Source organism: Thermodesulfovibrio hydrogeniphilus, from assembly GCF_054657355.1.
On sequence record NZ_BAAHYW010000001.1, the window covers coordinates 1,513,968 to 1,534,088 of the forward strand.

Genomic DNA, 20,121 nt, shown 5'->3' on the forward strand with positions numbered 1-20,121 from the left:
TTAGCCTACAAAATTCTCTCGCACTTTCGTAAGTTCTGAAAATCTTATCCCCTACTCCCAATATTCTCAGTATCTTTTTATGTTCCTCCTTAGCTTTGCTCATAATCCTTATTTTCTCCCCCCTCTATCTCAAAACCTCCTATCCCTATCTCATAAAATTTGTCCAAACACTTCTTCAGACTGTTTTCTTTGCTCTCCCTTAACCATCCTTTCTCCTTCAACTCATCCATTAGCCTGTTTAACACTGTCTGGGCTACCACACATAAAAATAGGAGGTTATAATAAAATTGTGTCTATTGTGCAGATATTTTTTGGATTAGAGGAAAATGGGAACTAAAAAGAATAATAGCACAAAAAAAACAATTTATGGAATAACCTTAAAAAAGGAGGAATGGGAAGTGATAAGGCAGTTTGGGCTTGAAAATTTTATTAAAGAAATTGCAGAGATGCCACCTCAGGAAAGCATTAAAGTTTTAGCTGAGATGCTTTTTAATTTATTGATGAAGAAAGAAAGAGATTTTTTTGTAGAGGCAGACTCTGACAACAAATCAAATGGGTTTTATCAAAGACAGCTCGGATGTATGTTTGGAAATTTAAATTTGTCAGTGCCAAGACACAGACAGGGAAGATTTCGCTCCGCAGTGCTACCACCTCATTGGAAAAGATTTGACAAAGATTTTGAGGATTTCATCCTAAATCTGATTCTGCAGAGTTATTCTCCATCAAAAATCAAAAGTCTTCCAGAAAAGCATGAATCTTCCATATTCTCCTGAGCAAATAGAGGAGTTAAAAGAGGAGTTATACAGTAAAGCAAAAGAATTAGTAAGCCGAGAACTGCCTTCTGATTGTTTTGCCCTATTTTGTGATGCATATCATACAGAGATGAAGGATGAAAGCAGAAGAATTCGTAAAGCAGTCATCTATACGGTTTTAGGGATAGATATGCAGATGAAGAAAGATTTGTATGGGTATTATGTTTTTATTGGCTCAGAAAACAAAGGAGATTGGCTCAAGATATTTAACAATCTGATTAGCAGGGGATTGAGGAGAGTAATGATAATTGTCTCTGATGATTTTCCAGGGCTTAGTGAGGCTGTAAAGACCTTATTTCCTCAAACTGACCATCAACTTTGCCTTGTTCATATGCAAAGAAATATTTACAATATGTCAAAGGCTGATGCAAGGCAGTTTAGTGAAGAGATTAACAGAATAAAACACATAGGCGATTATGAGGATACTGTCAGGGAATTTGAAGATGTGCTAAAGAGATTTGAAAAGAAATATCCTGCCTATATAAAGATGCTAAATAGCAAGAAGGAGAATTATTTTTGTTACAAGAAATATCCAGAAGAGATAAGAAAGCACATATATACAACGAATGCGGTAGAGAATATAAATAGCAGGCTGGAAGTCTTAAGGGTAAACTCTGGAGGGTATTTTCAATCTGAGAAAACTGCATCAGTGGCTATATATGTGATAGTAGATAAAATAAGAAAAGGCAGATGGAGCAAACCGATGGCTGTATCTCGTGGGGTATTGTATGAACTTCAACAAATGTTTCAGATGAGATTTGCGCATGAGACACAAAATTCTTGACAACTGTCGATATTGGCAATTTTTTCATGCCTAACCTTTTTAGTTTTTTTGTCTCTGTAAGCTTTAGATATTTCTTAGGTTTTGTATTTTTTACCTTTTTTTGTTGACCAAGATTCTTTTACGAACATAGTTACCTCCTTTTTTATTTAGCATACAAAAATTAGACAAAAAAGTCAATATTTAAGGGAATAAATAGGCAAAAATAATGAAATTAGGTTAGACTACAAAATTGAATGAAAAAAGATATAACTTATTGAATTATAAAGCTTTTGATATTTTTAAAGGCTGAAAATTGATGAAGTTGGGCTTAAAAGTCCCTCAAAACCCTGAAACTTGAACCTCTCCTTTAGCCTTAAAACCTGTCTGTAACTCAACCCTAATATCTCCTGAGCTTGTTTAAGGGTTAAAAAGCCTGATAAGACTTGATTCATTACTTCAAACCTCTTCAACTCTTCCTCCGTAAAAATGTATTTTTTCTCCATAAAACCTCCTTCCTTTAGATTGCTTGCCTAAAAGAAGGAGGTTAACATATATGTGACATTTCAATTTAGTAAAAACAGATGACATTTTAATATAGTAACCACAGGGATTTTTGGGAAAGTTGACAATCTTGCTTAAAAATTCTTATATTATAATTTATGGATGCCGCCGTAGCTCAGCGGGTAGAGCAGCTGATTTGTAATCAGCGGGTCGGGGGTTCGAATCCCTTCGGCGGCTTTTCCCTATTAGAAAAAGTATTAACAAAAAAGTTATAATATTGATAAGCATGGAGGGGTACCCGAGTGGCCAAAGGGGACAGGCTGTAAACCTGTTGGCTTATGCCTTCGAAGGTTCGAATCCTTCCCCCTCCATAGCCGCGGGAATAGCTCAATGGTAGAGCGCCAGCCTTCCAAGCTGGGGGTTGCGGGTTCGAGTCCCGTTTCCCGCTTTTTTATGCCCATGTAGCTCAGTCGGCAGAGCACGTCCTTGGTAAGGACGAGGTCACCGGTTCGATACCGGTCATGGGCTTTGATAGAAAAAAAGTATAAAAGTTTAAAGAGAATAAGGAGGAAGTGATGGCAAAGGCAAAATTTGAGAGAAAGAAGCCGCATGTAAACGTAGGGACGATAGGGCACATTGACCATGGAAAGACCACATTGACATCAGCGATAACCAAGTATCTGAACTTGAAGGGAATGGCGCAGTTCAAGAGTTATGACCAGATAGACAATGCACCTGAGGAGAAGGCAAGGGGAATAACAATCAACACAGCGCATGTAGAATATGAGACAGACAAGAGGCATTATGCACATGTAGACTGTCCTGGTCATGCGGACTACATAAAGAACATGATAACAGGTGCGGCGCAGATGGATGGCTCAATCTTAGTAGTAGCAGCCAATGATGGACCGATGCCACAGACGAGGGAGCATATCTTGCTTGCAAGGCAGGTAGGAGTGCCATACATAGTAGTATTTATGAACAAGACAGACATGGTAGATGACCCTGAGCTATTGGACTTAGTAGAGCTTGAAGTAAGGGAGCTGTTGAGCAAGTATGGATTTCCTGGGGATGAGGTACCGGTAATAAGGGGTTCAGCATTGAAGGCATTGGAGAGTGGAAGCAATGATCCGAATGCAGAGGAATACAAGCCTATACAGGAGTTACTTGATGCATTAGACAGCTATATACCAGAGCCCGAGAGGCCGATAGACAAGCCATTTTTGATGCCGATAGAGGATGTATTTAGCATATCAGGACGTGGAACAGTAGTGACAGGGAGAGTAGAGAGGGGAATCATAAAGGTAGGAGATGAAGTAGAGATAGTGGGATTAGGACCGACGAGGAAGACAGTAGCCACAGGAGTGGAGATGTTCAGGAAGATACTTGATGAGGGAAGGGCAGGAGACAACATAGGAGTATTGTTGAGGGGAATAGGCAAGGATGAAGTAGAGAGAGGAATGGTATTGGCGAAGCCGGGGAGTATCACACCGCATACTAAGTTTAAGGCAGAGGTATACGTATTGACGAAGGAAGAGGGAGGAAGGCACACACCATTTTTCAATGGGTATAGGCCACAGTTTTATTTTAGGACAACAGATGTGACAGGAGTGATAAAGTTACCTGAAGGAGTGGAGATGGTAATGCCTGGAGATAATGTAAACATGTCAGTTGAACTGATAGCACCTATAGCGATGGAAGAGGGATTAAGGTTTGCGATAAGAGAAGGTGGAAGAACTGTAGGTGCAGGTGTAGTTACTCAGATAGTGGAGTAAAAAATGAGACAAATTATACTTTTACAATGTAGTGAATGTAAAGCTAAGAATTATTCTACAACAAAGAATAAGAAAAATACGCCTGATAAGTTGCAACTAAAAAAATATTGTAAGCACTGTAGAAAGCATACTTTACATAAAGAAACAAAAGCTTAATAGGCCAGTAGCTCTAACGGCTAGAGCACCGGACTCCAAATCCGGGGGATGGGGGTTCAAATCCCTCCTGGCCTGTTTATATATTTTGAGGTGAAAATATGATAGGAAAAATTAAGAACTTTTTTCAGGAAGTTAAAATTGAGGCTAAAAAAGCTACATATCCGAAGAGGGAAGAAGTTATTGTCTCAACATGGGTAGTTATTGTAACAGTTTTTATAATTTCTTTCTTTCTCGGATTTGTAGACTTGGTTCTTTCAAGAATTATAACTGCGATTATTGGGTGAGGATAATGGCAAAACAATGGTATGTGATTCACACAATGGCAGGATTTGAAGACAAAGTTAAAGCTTCTATAGAGGAAAGAGCGAAAATAAAGGGACTTGAAAGCAAAATTTCAAGGATTTTAATACCAACTGAAAAAATTATAGAAGTAAAAGGCAAAAAGAAAAAGGAGCAGGATAAAAAATTTTATCCGGGCTATATTCTTATTGAAATGGAACTTGATGATGAAACATGGCATCTTGTTGGAACTACTCAAAGAGTAACGGGTTTTGTGGGAGGTAAAAAACCAGCTCCTATCCCTGATGAGGAAGTGCAAGCCATTCTTCAGCAATTGGAGAAAGGAAAGTCACCTCAAATAAAGACTCATTTTGAAAAGGGAGAGACAGTAAAGATAATTGATGGTCCATTTGCTAATTTTAATGGATACATAGATGATGTTGACTCAGAACATGAAAGAGTTAAAGTTATGGTAAGCATATTTGGAAGACAAACTCCTGTGGAACTTTCATTTTCACAGGTTGAAAAGGTTTAAAGGAGGAAAAAATATGGCAGCACCAAAAAAAGAAGTTACAGGACAGGTTAAACTTGTTATACCTGCAGGAAAGGCAAATCCTGCTCCACCAGTAGGTCCAGCTTTAGGTCCGCATGGAATTAACATTATGGAATTTTGCAAGCAGTTCAATGCTCAAACTCAAGCTATGGGGGATACATTAATTCCTGTTGTTATTACAATTTACAAAGACAGGTCATTTACATTTATATTAAAAACTCCTCCTGCATCTGAACTAATCAAGAAAGCTGCTGGAATAATAAAAGGTTCAAGCACAACTGGCAAGGAAACAGTCGGTAATTTGACTATGAAACAGGTAGAGGAAATAGCAAAAACAAAGATGCCAGATTTAAATACAAAATCACTGGAAGCAGCAATGAAAATGATTATTGGTACAGCAAAAAGTATGGGTGTTGAGATAAGGGGGTAATAAATGGGCAAGAAATTGGTAGCTGTAAAAGAAAAAATTGACCTTCAGAAAGAATATACATTAGAGGAAGCAATTGATATTCTGAAGGAAAATAGTTTTGCAAAGTTTGATGAGACAGTTGAGATGGCAATTAATTTAGGAATTGATCCAAGAAAATCAGACCAGATTGTAAGAAGTACAGTGGTCCTTCCTCATGGACTTGGAAAAGAAGTTAAGGTATTAGTTTTTGCAAAGGGTGAGAAAGAAAAAGAAGCAAAAGAAGCAGGCGTTGACTATGTAGGAGCTGAAGATTTAATTGAAAAAATTCAGCAGGGATGGCTTGATTTTGATATTGCAATTGCAACTCCTGAAATGATGGGACAAGTTGGAAAGCTTGGTAAAATACTTGGTCCAAGAGGACTAATGCCAAATCCTAAACTTGGAACAGTCACTTTTGATGTTGCAAAAGCAGTAAAGGAAGCTAAAGCTGGTAAAGTTGAATATAGAAATGATAAGGGTGGAGTTGTTCATGTGCCTATAGGTAAGATTTCCTTTGATAAACAAAAATTAGTTGAAAACGCAATCGCTGTATTGAAATCTGTAATGAAAGCAAAACCCGCAACCTCAAAGGGAAAATATATTAAAAAAGTTGCTCTTTCTTCCACCATGGGACCAGGTTTAAAAATTGATATATCAAAACTAAAGATTTAAAACAGGCTTGGCCTGTTATAAATAATCTGAGACAGCAGGTGCTTTATAAGCTTAAAGGTTAACCGCCTGCCGAGATTGGCAGTAATTTTCATATGATGAATGATGAATTAAAAAATTTTTATAAACTTGGATATTCAGGATTCATCATTCTAAATTGTCAATTCGCACCGCTGTCCGAGAAAGGAGGTTCAATCTGAGCACCACAAAGGAATTAAAGAAAAAGAAAGTTGAAGAAATTGCTGAAAGGCTATCCAGAGCTAAATCCTTCATTTTAACGGATTTTCAAGGATTAACCGTTGCTGAAATTTCAGAACTTCGTCAAAACATGAAGGAATCTGGGTCTGAGTACAAGGTATGCAAAAATACTCTTTTCAGGATAGCCTTAGGAGATGCATTTTTTAAAGACCAACTATCAGATGCTTTAAAGGGATGCACAGGTATTATATTTGGATACGATGATCCAGTTGTTGCGGTAAAGAAAGCAATTGAGTATTCTGCAAAGAATGAGAAATTCAAGCTTAAACTCGGAGTAGTAGAAGGAAAGGTATATTCTGTTGAGGAGTTGAAGGATATCTCAAAACTTCCTTCAAAGACTGTGTTGCTTGGTATGTTGCTCGGTGGCATGAGTTTACCACTTACCAAGATGGCTTATGCTATGCAGGCAGTAAATCTTAAGCTTTTATACGCATTAGAAGCATTAAAAAATAAAAAAGCTCAATAAAAAGGAGGAAAAGTTATGGCAATTACAAAGGAACAGGTTTTTGAATTTTTTGACAATCTCACAATTTTAGAACTTAGTCAGTTTATTAAGGAATTTGAAGAAAGATATGGAGTTACCGCCGCAGCACCAGTTGCAGTTGCAGCAGTAGCAGGAGCTCCTGCAGGTGCACCAGCAGCTGCTGCACCAGCAGCAGAGGAAAAGACAAGCTTTGATGTCATTTTAAAATCCGCAGGAGATAAAAAGATTCAGGTAATCAAGGTTGTAAGAGAGATTACAGGATTAGGTCTTAAAGAGGCAAAGGACCTTGTTGATGGTGCTCCAAAGCCAATCAAAACTGGTGTATCCAAAGAAGAAGCTGAACAGATCAAAGCAAAACTTGAAGAACAGGGTGCAACAGTAGAATTTCAGTAAAAAATAAACATAGAGAAGGAGAACCATGATAAAGCCTCTAAGAGAAAGAATAAATTTTGGAAAGGTACCTCCAGTCTTGGAGGTGCCTTATCTTCTTGAATTTCAAAAGAAATCTTTTGCAAAATTTCTACAAAAAGATGTCTCTCCTGATGAAAGACTTGATGAGGGACTTCAGGCAGCTTTAAAAAGCGTATTTCCAATTAGCGATTATAACGGAAACAATACTGTTGAGTTTATTTCTTATTCAGTCGGCGAGCCAAAAATGAATCCCCATGAATGCATGGTTAAAGGACTGACCTATTCTGTTCCCATAAAAATGAAGGTCAGGCTTAACATATGGGATAAAGATGACGAAGGAAAAAAATTTTTAAAGGAGTCACGGGAGCAGGAAATCTTTCTCGGCGATCTTCCGATGATGACAGAGACTGGCAGCTTTATAATAAATGGAGTAGAGAGAGTTATCGTCAGCCAGTTACAGCGTTCTCCCGGAGTTTATTTTGCTCCAGATAAAAGTAAAAGCAGAATCAGCGGTAGATTTCAGTATGCAGCAAGAGTTATTCCTGTAAGGGGCTCGTGGCTTGATTTTGAATTTGATTCAAAGGACCTTTTATTTGTCAGAATAGATAAAAGAAAAAAGCTACCTGCAACAATTGTTTTAAAGGCGCTTGGTTATTCAAATGAGGATTTATTAAAAATTTTCTATCCAATTGAAGAAATTAAAATCAAAGATGAAAATACTTACACAAGAGTTGTCTCTGAAGTATTGGCTGGAGTCAGAACAAGGATTGACATACTTGCTCCAGATGGAAGCGTAATTGTAAAAGAAGGAAGCAAGATTACCAAATTTGCCCTGAAAAAACTGAAGGACTTAGGTATTAAAGAGATTCCAATTCAAAAAAGCGAAATAATAGGAAGAATAACAGTTTCAGATATAGTTGACCCTGAAACAGGTGAGGTAATAGTAGATAGCAACAAAGAAATTACAGAGGAAGCATTTTACAGAATAATCAATGCAAAAATTGACACTCTTAAACTGCTTTTCATAGATAATGTTAACTATCTGCCCTCTCTCAGAGAGACACTACTGACCGATAAAGTTGAAAACAAGGAACAAGCATTAAGGGAAATATATAAAAAATTAAGACCGGGAGAGCCTGCAACTAAAGAAGCCGCAGAAGAACTTTTCTATGGATTGTTTTTTGACCCAAAGAGATATGATCTTTCTCCTGTAGGAAGACTTAAACTTAATCAGAAATTAGGACTTGATATCCCTCTTGAAGTAAGAGTGCTTACTGACAGAGACATTATAGAAATTGTCAAATATCTTTTTAATCTAAGAACAGGAAAAGGCGAGGTTGATGATATAGACCATCTTGGTAACAGAAGAGTAAGGGGAGTTGGAGAACTACTTGAAAATCAGTTCAGGATAGGCTTGGTGAGAATGGAAAGGGCTGTTCGGGAAAAAATGACTATAACGGAAGTTGAAAATGCAATGCCCCACGATTTAATAAATACAAAGCCTGTGATGGCAGCAGTGAAAGAGTTTTTCAGCTCAAGCCAGTTGAGCCAGTTTATGGATCAGACAAATCCATTAAGTGAAATTACACATAAAAGAAGGCTTAGTGCACTTGGACCGGGAGGTCTTACTCGTGAAAGAGCAGGATTTGAGGTGCGAGATGTTCATCCAACGCATTATGGAAGAATATGCCCGATTGAAACTCCTGAAGGTCCAAACATTGGTTTAATTACCTCCCTTGCAAGCTATGCAAGAATCAATGATTTTGGTTTTATTGAATCTCCTTACAGAAAAGTTGATAATGGAAAAGTTTTAAATGAAATACATTATTTAAGCGCCCTTGATAGTGAAAACTATGTAATAGCTGAGGCCACAACACCAGTTGATGAAGAAGGAAACATTATTAGTGAGACTGTTGCTGCAAGAGTCAAAGGCGATTTCAAAATGGTTTCCAGAGAAGAAGTTCAATATATGGATGTATCTCCAAAGCAGATTGTCAGTGTTTCTGCATCTTTGATTCCATTTCTTGAAAATGACGATGCTAATAGAGCTTTGATGGGTTCAAACATGCAAAGGCAGGCTGTTCCCCTTATTCAGACAGACGCTCCAATAGTTGGTACTGGAATGGAACTTTATGCAGCAAGAGATTCAGGTTGGCTTGTTATTGCAAAGAGAGCTGGTATTGTAGAGAGTGTTGATGCAACAAGAATTGTGGTAAGGGTCACAGAAGAAGGCGGAGGAGTTGATATTTACAATCTGATAAAATTCCATAAATCCAATCAAGGAACCTGCATGAATCAGAAACCCATAGTGAAGGTTGGACAGATTGTAGAGAGAGGAACAATACTTGCAGATGGACCAAGTATGGATAATGGTGAGTTAGCACTTGGTAGAAATGTTTTAGTTGCATTTATGACTTGGGGCGGATATAACTTTGAGGATGCGATACTTATAAGCGAAAGACTTGTAAAGGAAGATGTATACACTTCCATTCACATAGATGAATTTGAAGTAGAATGTAGAGACACAAAACTTGGACCAGAAGAGATTACAAGAGAAGTTCCGAATGTGCCTGAAGAACAGCTGAGAAATCTTGATGAGGACGGAATAATTAGAATTGGTGCAAAGGTAAAGCCTGGAGATATTCTTGTAGGAAAAGTAACACCTAAGGGAGAAAGAGTTCTTACTCCAGAGGAAAAACTACTTTTTGCAATATTTGGAGAAAAAGCGGAGGATGTAAAAGAATCTTGTTTGTATGTTCCTCCGGGAATTGAAGGAGTTGTTATTGATGTTAAGATACTGACGAGAAGAGGTAAGGAAAAATCCCGTAGAGCCAAAGCTATAGAAGAAGAAGAGATTAAGGCAATAGAAAGAGACAGGGAAGATGAAATAAGAATTTTGAAAGAAACTAAGGCAACAAGGATAAGAAAACTATTAAAAGGCAAGACAGTTCTTGAAGATGTCAAACAAAGAAGTAAAGTAATTTGCAAAAAAGGAGAACAGCTTACAGAACAGGTGATTAATCTTCTTGATGTCAACCAACTGCTTAAACTAAAGGTAGACGATCCAGAGGTAAAAGCAGAAGTTAGCAGAATAAACAGGGAAGTAGAGCAGGCTATAAAGCAGATACATGCAAAGTATAATGAAAAAATAGAAAGAATAAAGAAGGGTGATGACCTTCCTGCCGGAGTCAATCAGCTGGTTAAAGTATATATAGCAATGAAAAGAAAAATAGAAGTCGGTGATAAGATGGCTGGAAGGCATGGAAATAAGGGCGTTGTATCAATGGTTCTACCTGAAGAGGACATGCCTTATCTTGAAGATGGTACTCCTGTTGATATTGTTCTCAATCCCCTGGGTGTTCCATCCAGAATGAATGTTGGACAGATACTTGAGACGCATTTAGGTTTAGCTGCAAAGGCTTTAGGACTTTATGTTGCAAGCCCTGTATTTGAAGGTGCAAAAGAGCAAGAGATAAAGGAATTACTTAAGAAAGCTGGATATCCTACTACAGGACAAGTAACTCTTTATGATGGTCGTACAGGAGAACCCTTTGAAAGACCTGTAACTGTTGGTTACATGTATATGCTTAAACTTCATCATCTTGTTGCTGATAAAATCCATGCCCGTTCTATAGGTCCTTACTCCCTTGTTACTCAGCAGCCACTCGGAGGAAAAGCTCAGTTTGGAGGACAGAGACTTGGAGAGATGGAAGTTTGGGCATTGGAAGCTTATGGTGCAGCTTATACTCTTCAAGAGTTTTTAACAGTAAAAAGCGATGACATAAAGGGTAGGACAAAAATGTATGAGGCTATTGTTAAAGGACATCCTGTACTTGAATCGGGTGTTCCGGAGTCCTTTAATGTTTTAATAAAAGAGCTCCAGAGCTTAGCACTTGATGTTGAGCTACTGGAGAAAAAGAAGAAAAGGGGGGATAAATCTTGATAGAAGATATCTATTCATTATTTCAAAGACCTAAAAACCCAAGAGATTTTGATGTTATAAGAATAAAACTTGCCTCACCTGACAAGATAAGAGAATGGTCATATGGTGAGGTCAAAAAACCTGAGACTATTAACTACAGAACCTTTAAGCCAGAACCAGAGGGACTATTCTGCGCAAAAATTTTTGGTCCAATCAAAGATTGGGAATGTCTTTGCGGTAAATACAAAAGAATGAAACACAAAGGAGTTATTTGTGACAAGTGCGGAGTAGAAGTTATAGAGTCAAAGGTAAGACGCGAGAGAATGGGACATATTGAGCTTGTCTCTCCTGTTGCTCATATCTGGTTTGTAAGAGGTGTTCCAAGCAAGATGGGAATGCTTCTTGATCTTTCAGTAAGGCAACTTGAGAAGGTAATTTATTATGAAGAATACATTGTGATAGACCCAGGAGACACACCTTTAAAAGAAAGGGAATTGCTCACAGAAGAGGAATATAAAAAGAAAGTTGCTGAATATGGAAGCAGATTTAAGGTAGGAATGGGGGCTGAGGCAATAAGAGAGTTGCTTAAGAAAATAGACCTTGAAGCCCTTACAAAGGAACTTAAAGAGCAGATAGAAGTTGCGACTTCAAATGCTTTAAAAAGAAAGCTTACAAAAAGACTAAAGGTAGTAGAGGCATTTAGAAAATCTGGAAATCGTCCTGAGTGGATGATTCTTGACATAGTACCAGTGCTTCCTCCAGAGCTGAGACCCCTTGTACCTCTTGATGGTGGCAGATTTGCCTCTTCAGATTTAAATGACCTTTACAGAAGAGTTATCAATAGAAATAATCGTCTAAAAAGACTGTTAGAGCTTAAAGCACCGAGCGTAATTATAAGAAATGAAAAAAGAATGCTTCAGGAAGCAGTTGACACACTTTTTGACAATACAAGACGCTCAAAGGCATTAAAGGCTGGAAGCAAGAGACCTCTTAAGTCTTTGAGTGATATGATTAAGGGAAAACAGGGAAGGTTCAGACAAAATCTTTTAGGAAAAAGAGTTGATTATTCTGGTAGGTCAGTTATAGTTGTTGGACCTGAACTTGATATGAATCAGTGCGGACTACCTAAAACTATGGCACTTGAGTTATTCAAACCCTTTGTATTTAACAAGCTTGAAGAAAAGGGATATGTAACAACCATAAAGCAGGCTAAAAGACTTGTGGATCAGGAAAGACCAGAAGTTTGGGATGCCCTTGAAGAGGTTATCCAAGAACATCCTGTACTTCTAAACAGAGCACCAACCTTGCACAGGCTTGGTATTCAAGCTTTTGATCCTGTGCTTGTTGAAGGAAAGGCTATCAAGCTTCATCCACTTGTATGTACTGCTTTCAATGCTGACTTTGACGGAGACCAGATGGCAGTTCATGTTCCTCTTTCTTATGAGGCGCAGGTTGAGTCCCGAGTATTAATGATGTCAGTTGGTAATTTGCTATCTCCTGCTCATGGCAAACCTATAGTGGTTCCTACGCAAGATATGGTTTTAGGAATTTACTATCTGACAAAGATGAAGAGGAATGCAAAGGGTGCTGGAAAAGTATTTTCAGATATTGAAGAGGTAATTCTTGCATATCAGAGCGGAGTAATTGAAAAACATGCGCCAATAAAGGTAAAGATTGATGGGCAACTTATTGAAACAACAACTGGAAGAATATTATTTAGAGAGATTGTGCCGCAGGGCGTTCCATTTCAGATGATAAACAAAGATTTGACTAAAAAGGAGTTAAGTAAGCTTATTGAGTATATTAATAATAATTTTGGCAAAAGAGAGACAGTGAATTTCATGAATAAACTTGAAAAGCTTGGATTTGAGATTGCTACTCAGTCTGGAATCTCTATATGTATTGATGATATGCACATTCCGTCTAAGAAAGCCGAAATAATTAAGGAAGCTGAGGCACAGGTGATGGAAGTGCAGAGGCAGTATGCTGAAGGTTTAATAACACAAGGTGAGAGATACAACAAAGTTATTGATATATGGGCAAATGTTACAGAAAAGATAGCTGATGAGATGATGAAAGAGCTTGGAGCAGAAGAAGGCAAGGAACTTAGCCCAGAGGAGCTTGAGGAAAGGAGAGCATTTAACAGCATATTTATGATGGCAGACTCTGGAGCAAGAGGAAGCATAGCTCAGATAAGACAGCTTGCAGGAATGAGAGGATTAATGGCAAAGCCCTCTGGAGAGATTATTGAAACACCAATTACTGCTAACTTCAGAGAGGGACTTACTCCATTGCAGTACTTTATTTCCACACATGGTGCAAGAAAAGGATTGGCAGACACAGCCTTAAAAACAGCTAATGCAGGGTATCTGACGAGAAGACTTGTAGATGTGGCTCAGGATGTTATTCTGACGGAAATTGATTGTGGAACAAAGGATGGAATTTATGTCACCCCTCTTATTGAGGGCGGTGAAATAGTAATGCCTCTTGAGGAGAGAATATTTGGAAGAACACTTGCTGAAGATGTAAAAGACCCTCTCACAGGAGAAATCATTGCAAAAAGGGATACATTGATAGACCAAGCACTTGCCAAAAAGATAGTTGAAGTAGGAATTGACAGGGTGAAAATTCGCTCAGTGCTTACCTGCCAGACAAGATTTGGTGTATGTTCAAAGTGTTATGGACTGGATCTGGCAAGGGGAGAGCCAATTGAAATAGGAGAAGCAATAGGAATTATAGCTGCCCAATCAATTGGTGAGCCGGGAACCCAGCTTACAATGAGAACATTCCATATAGGTGGTGCGGCAACAAAAATTGTTGAGCAGGCAGTGCTTGAGGCAAAAACCTCAGGAACAGTAAAATTTAAGAATGTTCATTTTGTAGAAAGAAAAGACGGTTCATTGGTTGTTTTAAATAGAAACGCTGTAATTGCAATTGCCGATGCATCAGGAAGGGAAAGGGAAAAATACAACCTCGTATATGGTGCAAAGATTTTAGTCAGGGAAGGTCAGACAATAGAGGCTGGACAGAAGCTTGCAGAATGGGATGCCTATACCACACCAATTATAACAGAAATTGGAGGAAAGATAGCGCTTGGTGACTTAGTTGAAGGAGTCACTTTTAAAGAAGAAACTGATCCCACAACAGGACTTTCCCATAAAATAATTATTGATTATCCAGCCACCTATCGTCCAAGAGTAACTATAAAAGACGAGGAAGGCAAAACAGCAAAATTACCATCAGGAGCAGCAGCAAGATACTTACTTCCTGCGGGTGCAATCCTTGTAGTTGATAAAGGAGACAAGGTAGAACCGGGAGACATACTGGCAAAAATACCAAGAGAGACAATAAAGACAAAGGATATTACAGGAGGACTTCCAAGAGTAGCGGAGCTTTTTGAGGCAAGAAGACCGAAGGAGTCAGCAATAGTTAGCGAGATTGATGGTATAGTGGAGTTTAAGGGTATTCAAAAAGGCTCAAGGGTTATTGTAGTCAGAGGAGCGGATGAGACAAGGGAGTATCAGATACCAAAGGGTAAACATGTCATAGTTCATGATGGTGATTGGGTTAAAGCAGGAGACCCATTGATAGACGGCTCTATAAATCCTCATACAATACTTGAGATTCTTGGACCAACAGAACTTCAAAGATATCTTGTAGATGAAATACAGAAAGTATACAGACTTCAGGGAGTTTCAATTCATGACAAGCACATAGAAGTCATTGTAAGACAAATGATGAAAAAAGTAAGAATAGAAGACCCGGGAGATACAACATTTCTTATTGGAGATGAGGTTGATAGATTTAAGTTCATTGAGGAAAATGAAAGAGTTATAGCACAAGGAGGAAGACCTGCACAGGCAAAGCCACTTTTACTTGGAATTACAAAGGCTGCGCTTTCAACTGAGTCATGGGTATCATCAGCATCATTCCAAGAGACAACGAGGGTTCTTACTGATGCAGCCATTGAAGGTAAGATTGATGAATTGAAGGGATTAAAAGAGAATGTCATCATGGGAAGAATAATACCTGCTGGAACAGGTCTACCTGAATACAGAGATACCTTAATCAAGGGTGATCTTTACAATATGCAAATAGAACAAGAGAAAAAAGAGAGTATTGAGCAGGAACAGTAAAGATATTCCAAAATTTGTCGCAGATGTTATGCTTGGAAGCCTGAGCCACTGGCTCAGGCTTTTTGGTTTTGACACTCTTTACAGAAATGATTTTACTGATAAAGAATTGATAAAAATATCTTTGCAGCAAGAACGCATACTGCTTACAAGGGATAGGGCATTAGTAAAATCAAAACTTTTGAATAGGAAGATTTTCATAAACTCTGAAAATCTTGAAGAGCAGATTAAAGAAGTCCTTAGATTAGTTCTTCGTGAGTTGTGTTTGATGAATAAAGAAAAGCTATCAGCCCTTGCCCAGCAATTATCAAATGGAAGTTGCCAACCAAATAGTAACTATCATGAGTTAATTAACCTTAAACCCAGATGTCCTATCTGTAATGGTGAGACTGAAAGAATTGGAAAAAATCAAGCAGCTGAGTTGGTGCCTGACTTTGTAGCAATTTCAAATGACGATTTTCTAAAATGCAAAAACTGTGGAAAAATATATTGGCATGGCACACATAAAGAAAAAATTGACGAAACAAAAAAGCGAATTTTTATTTCCGTAATCAACGAGAGCTTTTAAACGAAAAATGGCGATATAAATCTAAAAATTACTAAAACCTTTTGAAAAACAAATTTTTTACTGTGATTGCGAGCATCCTGAGTGCTGCGAGCAATCTTTCTGTTCTTTTGTAGGAGAAAAAAAGAGATTGCTTCGGGTGTCAGACACACTCGCAATGACTAAGAGGGGTGTATCACAATGATTGAAAAGTGGGAGAAATGAAGGAATAAATGGCATTATAATAAGGTTTCTCAGGTCTTTCAAAATAACTCCGTCGTCTATTTTCTAAGAAAAAATTAAGAAATGCTCTATGCTGCTTGTATTTTAGATGCTAAACTTATAGAAGATTGAACTGTTTCAAAACCTTTGCAACTTCAGCATTTGTTTTTGCAAGTTCTCTTAAAGCATTTATCAAATCCTTTAACTTTCCACTTTTCTCAAATTCTTCTATTGCTTCCTCTTTTGCTTTTCTTATAATCGTTCTCCTATCCCAGTATGCAAAACCAATATTGCCAAGCATTATAGTTGTGAATATACCTGTTATTATCCATAGAAATGTCTTTAAGTCATCAAATCTCTTGTCTATCTGTTCAAATCTTTTGTCTATCTGTTCAAATCTCTTGTCTATTTCATAAAGTTTTGCTTCAAGCCTGATTAATCTGTCTCTGTCATCAAGAGTAAATGGCACTTCTTTACTTGCATAGATAGGTGTAGCTATAGAGAAGACTATTAATAAAGAAAATATCAATTTTTTCATATTTAAGCCTCCGAAGTTTTGCGCTCTGTTATATTTTAACTGATTTAAACGGATTAGACAAGATAGTGGAGTATCCCAAAAATAGAGATAGAAAACTGACAGATTTATTTTGACCCTTTTCAAGACAATTTTTTATTAAAATTATCCTCTATGTCCTCCTATTTCTTCCCTTTCGTAATAATTTTCCCTATTTTTTTCTCTCTTTTTTATAATTTTCACCTATTAATTAACCTAAAACTTGCCTTTTTAGACAATATTCACCCGTGTTTGTTTTTTATTGCTCTATTTTTTTATCATTTTATTTTGCAAATACTCTTCTTATACAAATGCCATTATTTTTTTTCTTATATGAGAAGTAGAAGATTAAATTTCTCAACTGTGGTTGATACATGAAGCCATAGCCTTCTGCCATGTTTTACCATTTTCCCTGCTATCTCTATAAAAAACCACCTTATTGTGCTTATAGTCTTGTTCTTATACTCTTGCGGTAAAATAAGCTCCCTCTTCAAAACAAAAACATTATATGCAAGCACTCCAAGACAAAACCACATCGCATTTCCCCCAAATTCTCCGCTGGGTAAACTCTCCATCCCTATCCCGTTCTTTAATTCCTTAATGATATTCTCCATCTGCCCCCGCTTGTTATACTCCCATACAACTTCTTCTGCTGAACTTTCTCTGTCAGTTGCTATCACATGGTAACAATAAGGCTCGCTATCAAATAAATCTATCTGCTCTTTCTTCCACCTCTGCACAACCAGCCTGAATGCCTCTGTGCCCTTCATAACATGCACTGTCTCCCCTATCTGTCTGTTTGTAAGTATCCCTTCCTCTGTCCTCAATTCTCTCCAATGCTTTATTCTCTTTATAGCATCCATCACTGCCCCTGTCTTATCTGCTACTATACTGAATGTTGTGCCTTTGCTTCTGAGAAAATTTATTACTTCTGCTGTGTAAAACTCACTGTCAAGACAGGCATGCTTTATCCTTTTTCCTTCAGGCAACAGTTCATATGCATGTGAAAGTGCTTGAAGTGGAACTCCCGCTACATTCCCATGCCTAAACTCATGATAAACGATAATGGGCAACTCCTTAAATGCGGTAACTATAGGTTTGTACCCCTTCACCCCTTTATAGGTCATCTTTGCATCATACTTTTCAGTCTCTATTATTGTAGGGTCTGACCAAAGAGTATATTCTTTCGCTTCATGTATTTGCAATGCTTTCCTGTTTGCTTTATCTATAACTGTTTTCAATTTAACTATGCCTTCGCCATTGCCACTTCTTCTTATCCAGTCACCTACTGCAGAGCTTGATGGGACTTTTCCCATGCCAGTGCTCTCCCTTAAAGCTTTATCTTCAGCAATTTCTCTTAAATCATCTATGTGTCTTCCTCCTGCAAGTAACATAAGAACGATGGGATGAATATATTGCCAAGCATCATATCCTCTGTTTGAACCCGGAGATGGCATTATCCTCTGAATAAGCTTTTTAACTCCAAAAGCCAACATGAATTCTGTAAAAAGAGTAGCTCCTGCATGGGGAGTTAACTTTTCATCTGTTCTTTTAAACTTGAAATTAAGCAGAGTTTGTTTTATCATATCTTAAGCTCCTTGTGTATAATAGTTCACCCAATGGGTGATTTTGTTGTTTCCATATAAACTATTATACACAAAGGAGCCTCTCTATTTTAGTAGATTTCTATTTCTATTTTAGGGTGTTCTTTTAAACTTGAAATTAAGCAGAGTTTGTTTTATCATATCTTAAGCTCCTTGTGTATAATAGTTCACCCAATGGGTGATTTTGTTGTTTCCATATAAACTATTATACACAAAGGAGCCTCTCTATTTTAGTAGATTTCTATTTCTATTTTAGGGAGTAACCGAAAAATAGAGATAGACACTCGTCACTGCAAGCTCCCTGTTGCGAGCGATAGCGTGGCAATCTGGGGCGAAGCAGTCTATAGTAAGGCTTTATTGAAAAACAAAGTAGAGATTGCTTCGCATCCTTCGGATGCTCGCAATGACAGCAAAAAATACTTAATTTTCAAATGGTTATACCAATTATTGGATTTCTATCGCTACTTTTGGGAGTAACCCAAAGAAGACGAGATTGCTTCAAGTTCTTACGCACCATCGCAATTACACCTACTCTGTCACTGCCAGCCTGCTGTTTTATTTTTCCGTCATCACGAGGTTTGCGAAGCAAGCCGAAGTGATCTCTTTTGTAGGGTAAAAAAAGAGATTATTTAAGGAGTAAAGTCCTTCCAAATTACAAAAAATAGGATTCGTCATGATACACTCTTGTCCAAAATAAATTTTTTAAAAAGCTCCGATCTGGGTAAAATAGATAAACATTTAGCTTAAAAATTAAAGACCCAGATCGGAGGTGTATATGAATAAGTATAGCAGTATTTTCAGTCAAATTCTATCCCTTTTTCCAAGATTAGAATTTGAGAAGTCAGTCAAAGCAGACAGAAGCTGAGCATAGAGCAAAAGGGTTTACGAGTTGAGGGCAATTTGTAGCTATGTTATTTTGTCAACTTGGGCAGGCGCATTCTCTAAGAGAGATATGTAATGGACTTGCCAGTTGCGTTGGCAAGTTAAGGCATCTTGGTATAAAAGAAGCTCCAAAGAGCTCTACCCTTGCCTATGCAAATGAACACAGACCGTGGGAACTTTTTCAAGCAGTATTTTATATGCTTCTTCAGAGATGTCAGTCTAAATTTACTGGCAAGAGGAAATTCAGATTTAAGAACAAGCTAATGAGCTTTGATGCATCTGTAATAGAGTTGTGTGCAACAGTATTTGACTGGGCAAAATTCAGAAAGACTAAAGGTGCGGTAAAGTTGCATTTACTACTTGACCACTCAGGATATTTATCTGAATATGCGCATATAACAGAAGGTAAAGTGCACGAAGTAAACATATTAAGGAGACTTCAATTTTGTTCTGGTGCCATAGTAGTAATAGACAGAGGGTGTGTTGACTATGCTTTATTTGGTAGATGGACAGAGGAGGGGGTATATTTTGTAACAAGGTTAAAGGACAACGCCTCTTATAAAGTGATAAAGAGCCTACCAGTGCAAAAGAACAGAAACATAATTCGGGATGAGATAATCAAGCTTAAGGGTTTTTATGCAGAGCAAGACTGTCCATATGAGCTACGGAGGATAGAGGTCATGGATAAGGAAACAAAAGATACAGTTGTGCTACTCACGAACCAACTGAACTTTGGTGCAACGACCATATCAGAGATATACAAAGACAGATGGCAGGGCAGATTTTTTAAGACATTGAAACAAAATCTAAGAGTAAAAACCTTTGTAGGGACATCAGCGAATGCACTTAAGATACAGATATGGACGGCATTAATAGCGATACTGATACTGAAGTATCTGAAGGAGTTATCAACATTTGGATGGTCATTAAGTAATCTAGTTGCATTGTTGAGACTAAACCTATTTACATATAGGAATTTATGGGAATGGATAAATAAACCGACAGAGACACCGCAAATTGAGCCTCAAATAGAACAGTTAAAATTTAGACTTGTTTAATTGGACAGCAAATAAAAAGAAAGGGGGGTAACCTGATTTTGAAAAAGCAAATTTTCTTGTCCAAAAGTCTTATTTTATGCGGATGTTTTTTATG

At 37.7% G+C, this 20,121-nt stretch carries 19 protein-coding genes and 5 tRNA genes; 20 read left to right on the plus strand and 4 right to left on the minus strand.

Annotation, left to right across the window (positions count from 1 at the left end; translation table 11 throughout):
• Positions 1–89: 89 nt before the first annotated feature.
• Positions 90–230, minus strand: a complete 141-nt coding sequence (locus tag ACYQ3P_RS07550; protein WP_460177317.1) for a hypothetical protein — start codon at positions 228–230, stop codon at positions 90–92.
• A 96-nt stretch (positions 231–326) separates the two neighbouring features.
• On the opposite strand from ACYQ3P_RS07550, the gene ACYQ3P_RS07555 reads away from it, so the two are divergent.
• Together ACYQ3P_RS07555 and ACYQ3P_RS07560 are read left to right on the plus strand one after the other, a co-directional pair.
• Complete coding sequence (locus tag ACYQ3P_RS07555; protein WP_460177318.1) at positions 327–773, plus strand: transposase; 447 nt, start codon at positions 327–329, stop codon at positions 771–773.
• Positions 751–1,596: an IS256 family transposase gene (locus ACYQ3P_RS07560; protein ID WP_460177319.1), complete on the plus strand. Its 846-nt coding sequence runs from the start codon at positions 751–753 to the stop codon at positions 1,594–1,596. The genes ACYQ3P_RS07555 and ACYQ3P_RS07560 overlap by 23 nt, the downstream gene beginning before the upstream one ends.
• A gap of 278 nt (positions 1,597–1,874) precedes the next feature.
• Here the strand turns inward: ACYQ3P_RS07560 and ACYQ3P_RS07565 are convergent, their stop codons facing one another.
• Positions 1,875–2,078, minus strand: coding sequence for a helix-turn-helix domain-containing protein (locus tag ACYQ3P_RS07565; protein WP_460177320.1), 204 nt, complete (start codon positions 2,076–2,078; stop codon positions 1,875–1,877).
• A gap of 162 nt (positions 2,079–2,240) precedes the next feature.
• Here ACYQ3P_RS07565 and ACYQ3P_RS07570 point away from each other — a divergent pair.
• From ACYQ3P_RS07570 to ACYQ3P_RS07645, 16 genes are all read left to right on the plus strand, one after another.
• Positions 2,241–2,313 (plus strand) — tRNA-Thr (locus tag ACYQ3P_RS07570).
• Positions 2,314–2,364: 51 nt separating this feature from the next.
• Positions 2,365–2,447: transfer RNA gene (locus ACYQ3P_RS07575), tRNA-Tyr, on the plus strand.
• Between the two features lie 5 nt (positions 2,448–2,452).
• Positions 2,453–2,524 (plus strand) — tRNA-Gly (locus ACYQ3P_RS07580).
• Between the two features lie 7 nt (positions 2,525–2,531).
• A tRNA-Thr gene (locus tag ACYQ3P_RS07585) sits at positions 2,532–2,604 on the plus strand.
• A 47-nt stretch (positions 2,605–2,651) separates the two neighbouring features.
• A complete protein-coding gene (tuf, locus tag ACYQ3P_RS07590; RefSeq protein ID WP_460177321.1) occupies positions 2,652–3,851 on the plus strand; it encodes an elongation factor Tu in 1,200 nt (399 codons plus the stop codon).
• 3 nt (positions 3,852–3,854) lie between these two features.
• Complete coding sequence (gene rpmG / locus ACYQ3P_RS07595; RefSeq protein ID WP_460177322.1) at positions 3,855–4,007, plus strand: 50S ribosomal protein L33; 153 nt, start codon at positions 3,855–3,857, stop codon at positions 4,005–4,007.
• Position 4,008: 1 nt separating this feature from the next.
• Positions 4,009–4,082: transfer RNA gene (locus ACYQ3P_RS07600), tRNA-Trp, on the plus strand.
• Between the two features lie 23 nt (positions 4,083–4,105).
• Entirely contained in the window at positions 4,106–4,291 is a 186-nt protein-coding gene (gene secE / locus ACYQ3P_RS07605; RefSeq protein ID WP_460177323.1) for a preprotein translocase subunit SecE, read from the plus strand.
• 5 nt (positions 4,292–4,296) lie between these two features.
• Complete coding sequence (gene nusG, locus ACYQ3P_RS07610; RefSeq protein WP_460177324.1) at positions 4,297–4,821, plus strand: transcription termination/antitermination protein NusG; 525 nt, start codon at positions 4,297–4,299, stop codon at positions 4,819–4,821.
• 13 nt (positions 4,822–4,834) lie between these two features.
• Positions 4,835–5,269, plus strand: a complete 435-nt coding sequence (gene rplK, locus ACYQ3P_RS07615) for a 50S ribosomal protein L11 (protein ID WP_460177325.1) — start codon at positions 4,835–4,837, stop codon at positions 5,267–5,269.
• 3 nt (positions 5,270–5,272) lie between these two features.
• Entirely contained in the window at positions 5,273–5,959 is a 687-nt protein-coding gene (gene rplA / locus ACYQ3P_RS07620) for a 50S ribosomal protein L1 (RefSeq protein ID WP_460177326.1), read from the plus strand.
• A gap of 154 nt (positions 5,960–6,113) precedes the next feature.
• A complete protein-coding gene (gene rplJ / locus ACYQ3P_RS07625) occupies positions 6,114–6,680 on the plus strand; it encodes a 50S ribosomal protein L10 (protein WP_460177327.1) in 567 nt (188 codons plus the stop codon).
• A gap of 15 nt (positions 6,681–6,695) precedes the next feature.
• The gene (rplL, locus tag ACYQ3P_RS07630) at positions 6,696–7,091 is read left to right on the plus strand and encodes a 50S ribosomal protein L7/L12 (RefSeq protein ID WP_460177328.1); all 396 of its coding nucleotides are present in this window, start codon (positions 6,696–6,698) and stop codon (positions 7,089–7,091) included.
• A gap of 25 nt (positions 7,092–7,116) precedes the next feature.
• The gene (gene rpoB, locus ACYQ3P_RS07635) at positions 7,117–11,052 is read left to right on the plus strand and encodes a DNA-directed RNA polymerase subunit beta (protein WP_460177329.1); all 3,936 of its coding nucleotides are present in this window, start codon (positions 7,117–7,119) and stop codon (positions 11,050–11,052) included.
• Positions 11,052–15,167: a DNA-directed RNA polymerase subunit beta' gene (gene rpoC, locus ACYQ3P_RS07640; protein WP_460178063.1), complete on the plus strand. Its 4,116-nt coding sequence runs from the start codon at positions 11,052–11,054 to the stop codon at positions 15,165–15,167. Before rpoB ends, rpoC begins: the two co-directional genes overlap by 1 nt.
• A complete protein-coding gene (locus ACYQ3P_RS07645; RefSeq protein WP_460177330.1) occupies positions 15,151–15,732 on the plus strand; it encodes a Mut7-C RNAse domain-containing protein in 582 nt (193 codons plus the stop codon). Before rpoC ends, ACYQ3P_RS07645 begins: the two co-directional genes overlap by 17 nt.
• A 316-nt stretch (positions 15,733–16,048) precedes the next feature.
• Here ACYQ3P_RS07645 and ACYQ3P_RS07650 read toward each other — a convergent pair whose 3' ends face one another.
• Together ACYQ3P_RS07650 and ACYQ3P_RS07655 are read right to left on the minus strand one after the other, a co-directional pair.
• Positions 16,049–16,468, minus strand: a complete 420-nt coding sequence (locus tag ACYQ3P_RS07650) for a hypothetical protein (RefSeq protein ID WP_460177331.1) — start codon at positions 16,466–16,468, stop codon at positions 16,049–16,051.
• A gap of 344 nt (positions 16,469–16,812) precedes the next feature.
• Positions 16,813–18,069, minus strand: coding sequence for an IS1380 family transposase (locus ACYQ3P_RS07655; protein WP_460177332.1), 1,257 nt, complete (start codon positions 18,067–18,069; stop codon positions 16,813–16,815).
• Between the two features lie 336 nt (positions 18,070–18,405).
• Between ACYQ3P_RS07655 and ACYQ3P_RS07660 the strand changes: the two genes are divergently transcribed.
• Positions 18,406–18,564 carry a hypothetical protein gene (locus ACYQ3P_RS07660; protein WP_460177333.1) on the plus strand — a complete coding sequence of 53 codons (159 nt, stop codon included), beginning with the start codon at positions 18,406–18,408 and terminating at the stop codon, positions 18,562–18,564.
• A 431-nt stretch (positions 18,565–18,995) separates the two neighbouring features.
• Positions 18,996–20,027 (plus strand): IS4 family transposase, encoded by a 1,032-nt coding sequence (locus ACYQ3P_RS07665; protein ID WP_460177334.1) that lies wholly within the window; start codon positions 18,996–18,998, stop codon positions 20,025–20,027.
• The last annotated feature ends 94 nt before the right edge of the window (positions 20,028–20,121 follow it).

Excerpts from the sequence above, each read along its gene's own strand:
- ACYQ3P_RS07550 (WP_460177317.1), bottom strand. The coding sequence starts at position 230 with ATGGATGAGTTGAAGGAGAAAGGATGGTTAAGGGAGAGCAAAGAAAAC.
- ACYQ3P_RS07555 (WP_460177318.1), top strand. The coding sequence starts at position 327 with ATGGGAACTAAAAAGAATAATAGCACAAAAAAAACAATTTATGGAATA.
- ACYQ3P_RS07560 (WP_460177319.1), top strand. The coding sequence starts at position 751 with ATGAATCTTCCATATTCTCCTGAGCAAATAGAGGAGTTAAAAGAGGAG.
- ACYQ3P_RS07565 (WP_460177320.1), bottom strand. The coding sequence starts at position 2,078 with ATGGAGAAAAAATACATTTTTACGGAGGAAGAGTTGAAGAGGTTTGAA.
- tuf (WP_460177321.1), top strand. The coding sequence starts at position 2,652 with ATGGCAAAGGCAAAATTTGAGAGAAAGAAGCCGCATGTAAACGTAGGG.
- rpmG (WP_460177322.1), top strand. The coding sequence starts at position 3,855 with ATGAGACAAATTATACTTTTACAATGTAGTGAATGTAAAGCTAAGAAT.
- secE (WP_460177323.1), top strand. The coding sequence starts at position 4,106 with ATGATAGGAAAAATTAAGAACTTTTTTCAGGAAGTTAAAATTGAGGCT.
- nusG (WP_460177324.1), top strand. The coding sequence starts at position 4,297 with ATGGCAAAACAATGGTATGTGATTCACACAATGGCAGGATTTGAAGAC.
- rplK (WP_460177325.1), top strand. The coding sequence starts at position 4,835 with ATGGCAGCACCAAAAAAAGAAGTTACAGGACAGGTTAAACTTGTTATA.
- rplA (WP_460177326.1), top strand. The coding sequence starts at position 5,273 with ATGGGCAAGAAATTGGTAGCTGTAAAAGAAAAAATTGACCTTCAGAAA.
- rplL (WP_460177328.1), top strand. The coding sequence starts at position 6,696 with ATGGCAATTACAAAGGAACAGGTTTTTGAATTTTTTGACAATCTCACA.
- rpoB (WP_460177329.1), top strand. The coding sequence starts at position 7,117 with ATGATAAAGCCTCTAAGAGAAAGAATAAATTTTGGAAAGGTACCTCCA.
- ACYQ3P_RS07650 (WP_460177331.1), bottom strand. The coding sequence starts at position 16,468 with ATGAAAAAATTGATATTTTCTTTATTAATAGTCTTCTCTATAGCTACA.
- ACYQ3P_RS07655 (WP_460177332.1), bottom strand. The coding sequence starts at position 18,069 with ATGATAAAACAAACTCTGCTTAATTTCAAGTTTAAAAGAACAGATGAA.
- ACYQ3P_RS07665 (WP_460177334.1), top strand. The coding sequence starts at position 18,996 with ATGTTATTTTGTCAACTTGGGCAGGCGCATTCTCTAAGAGAGATATGT.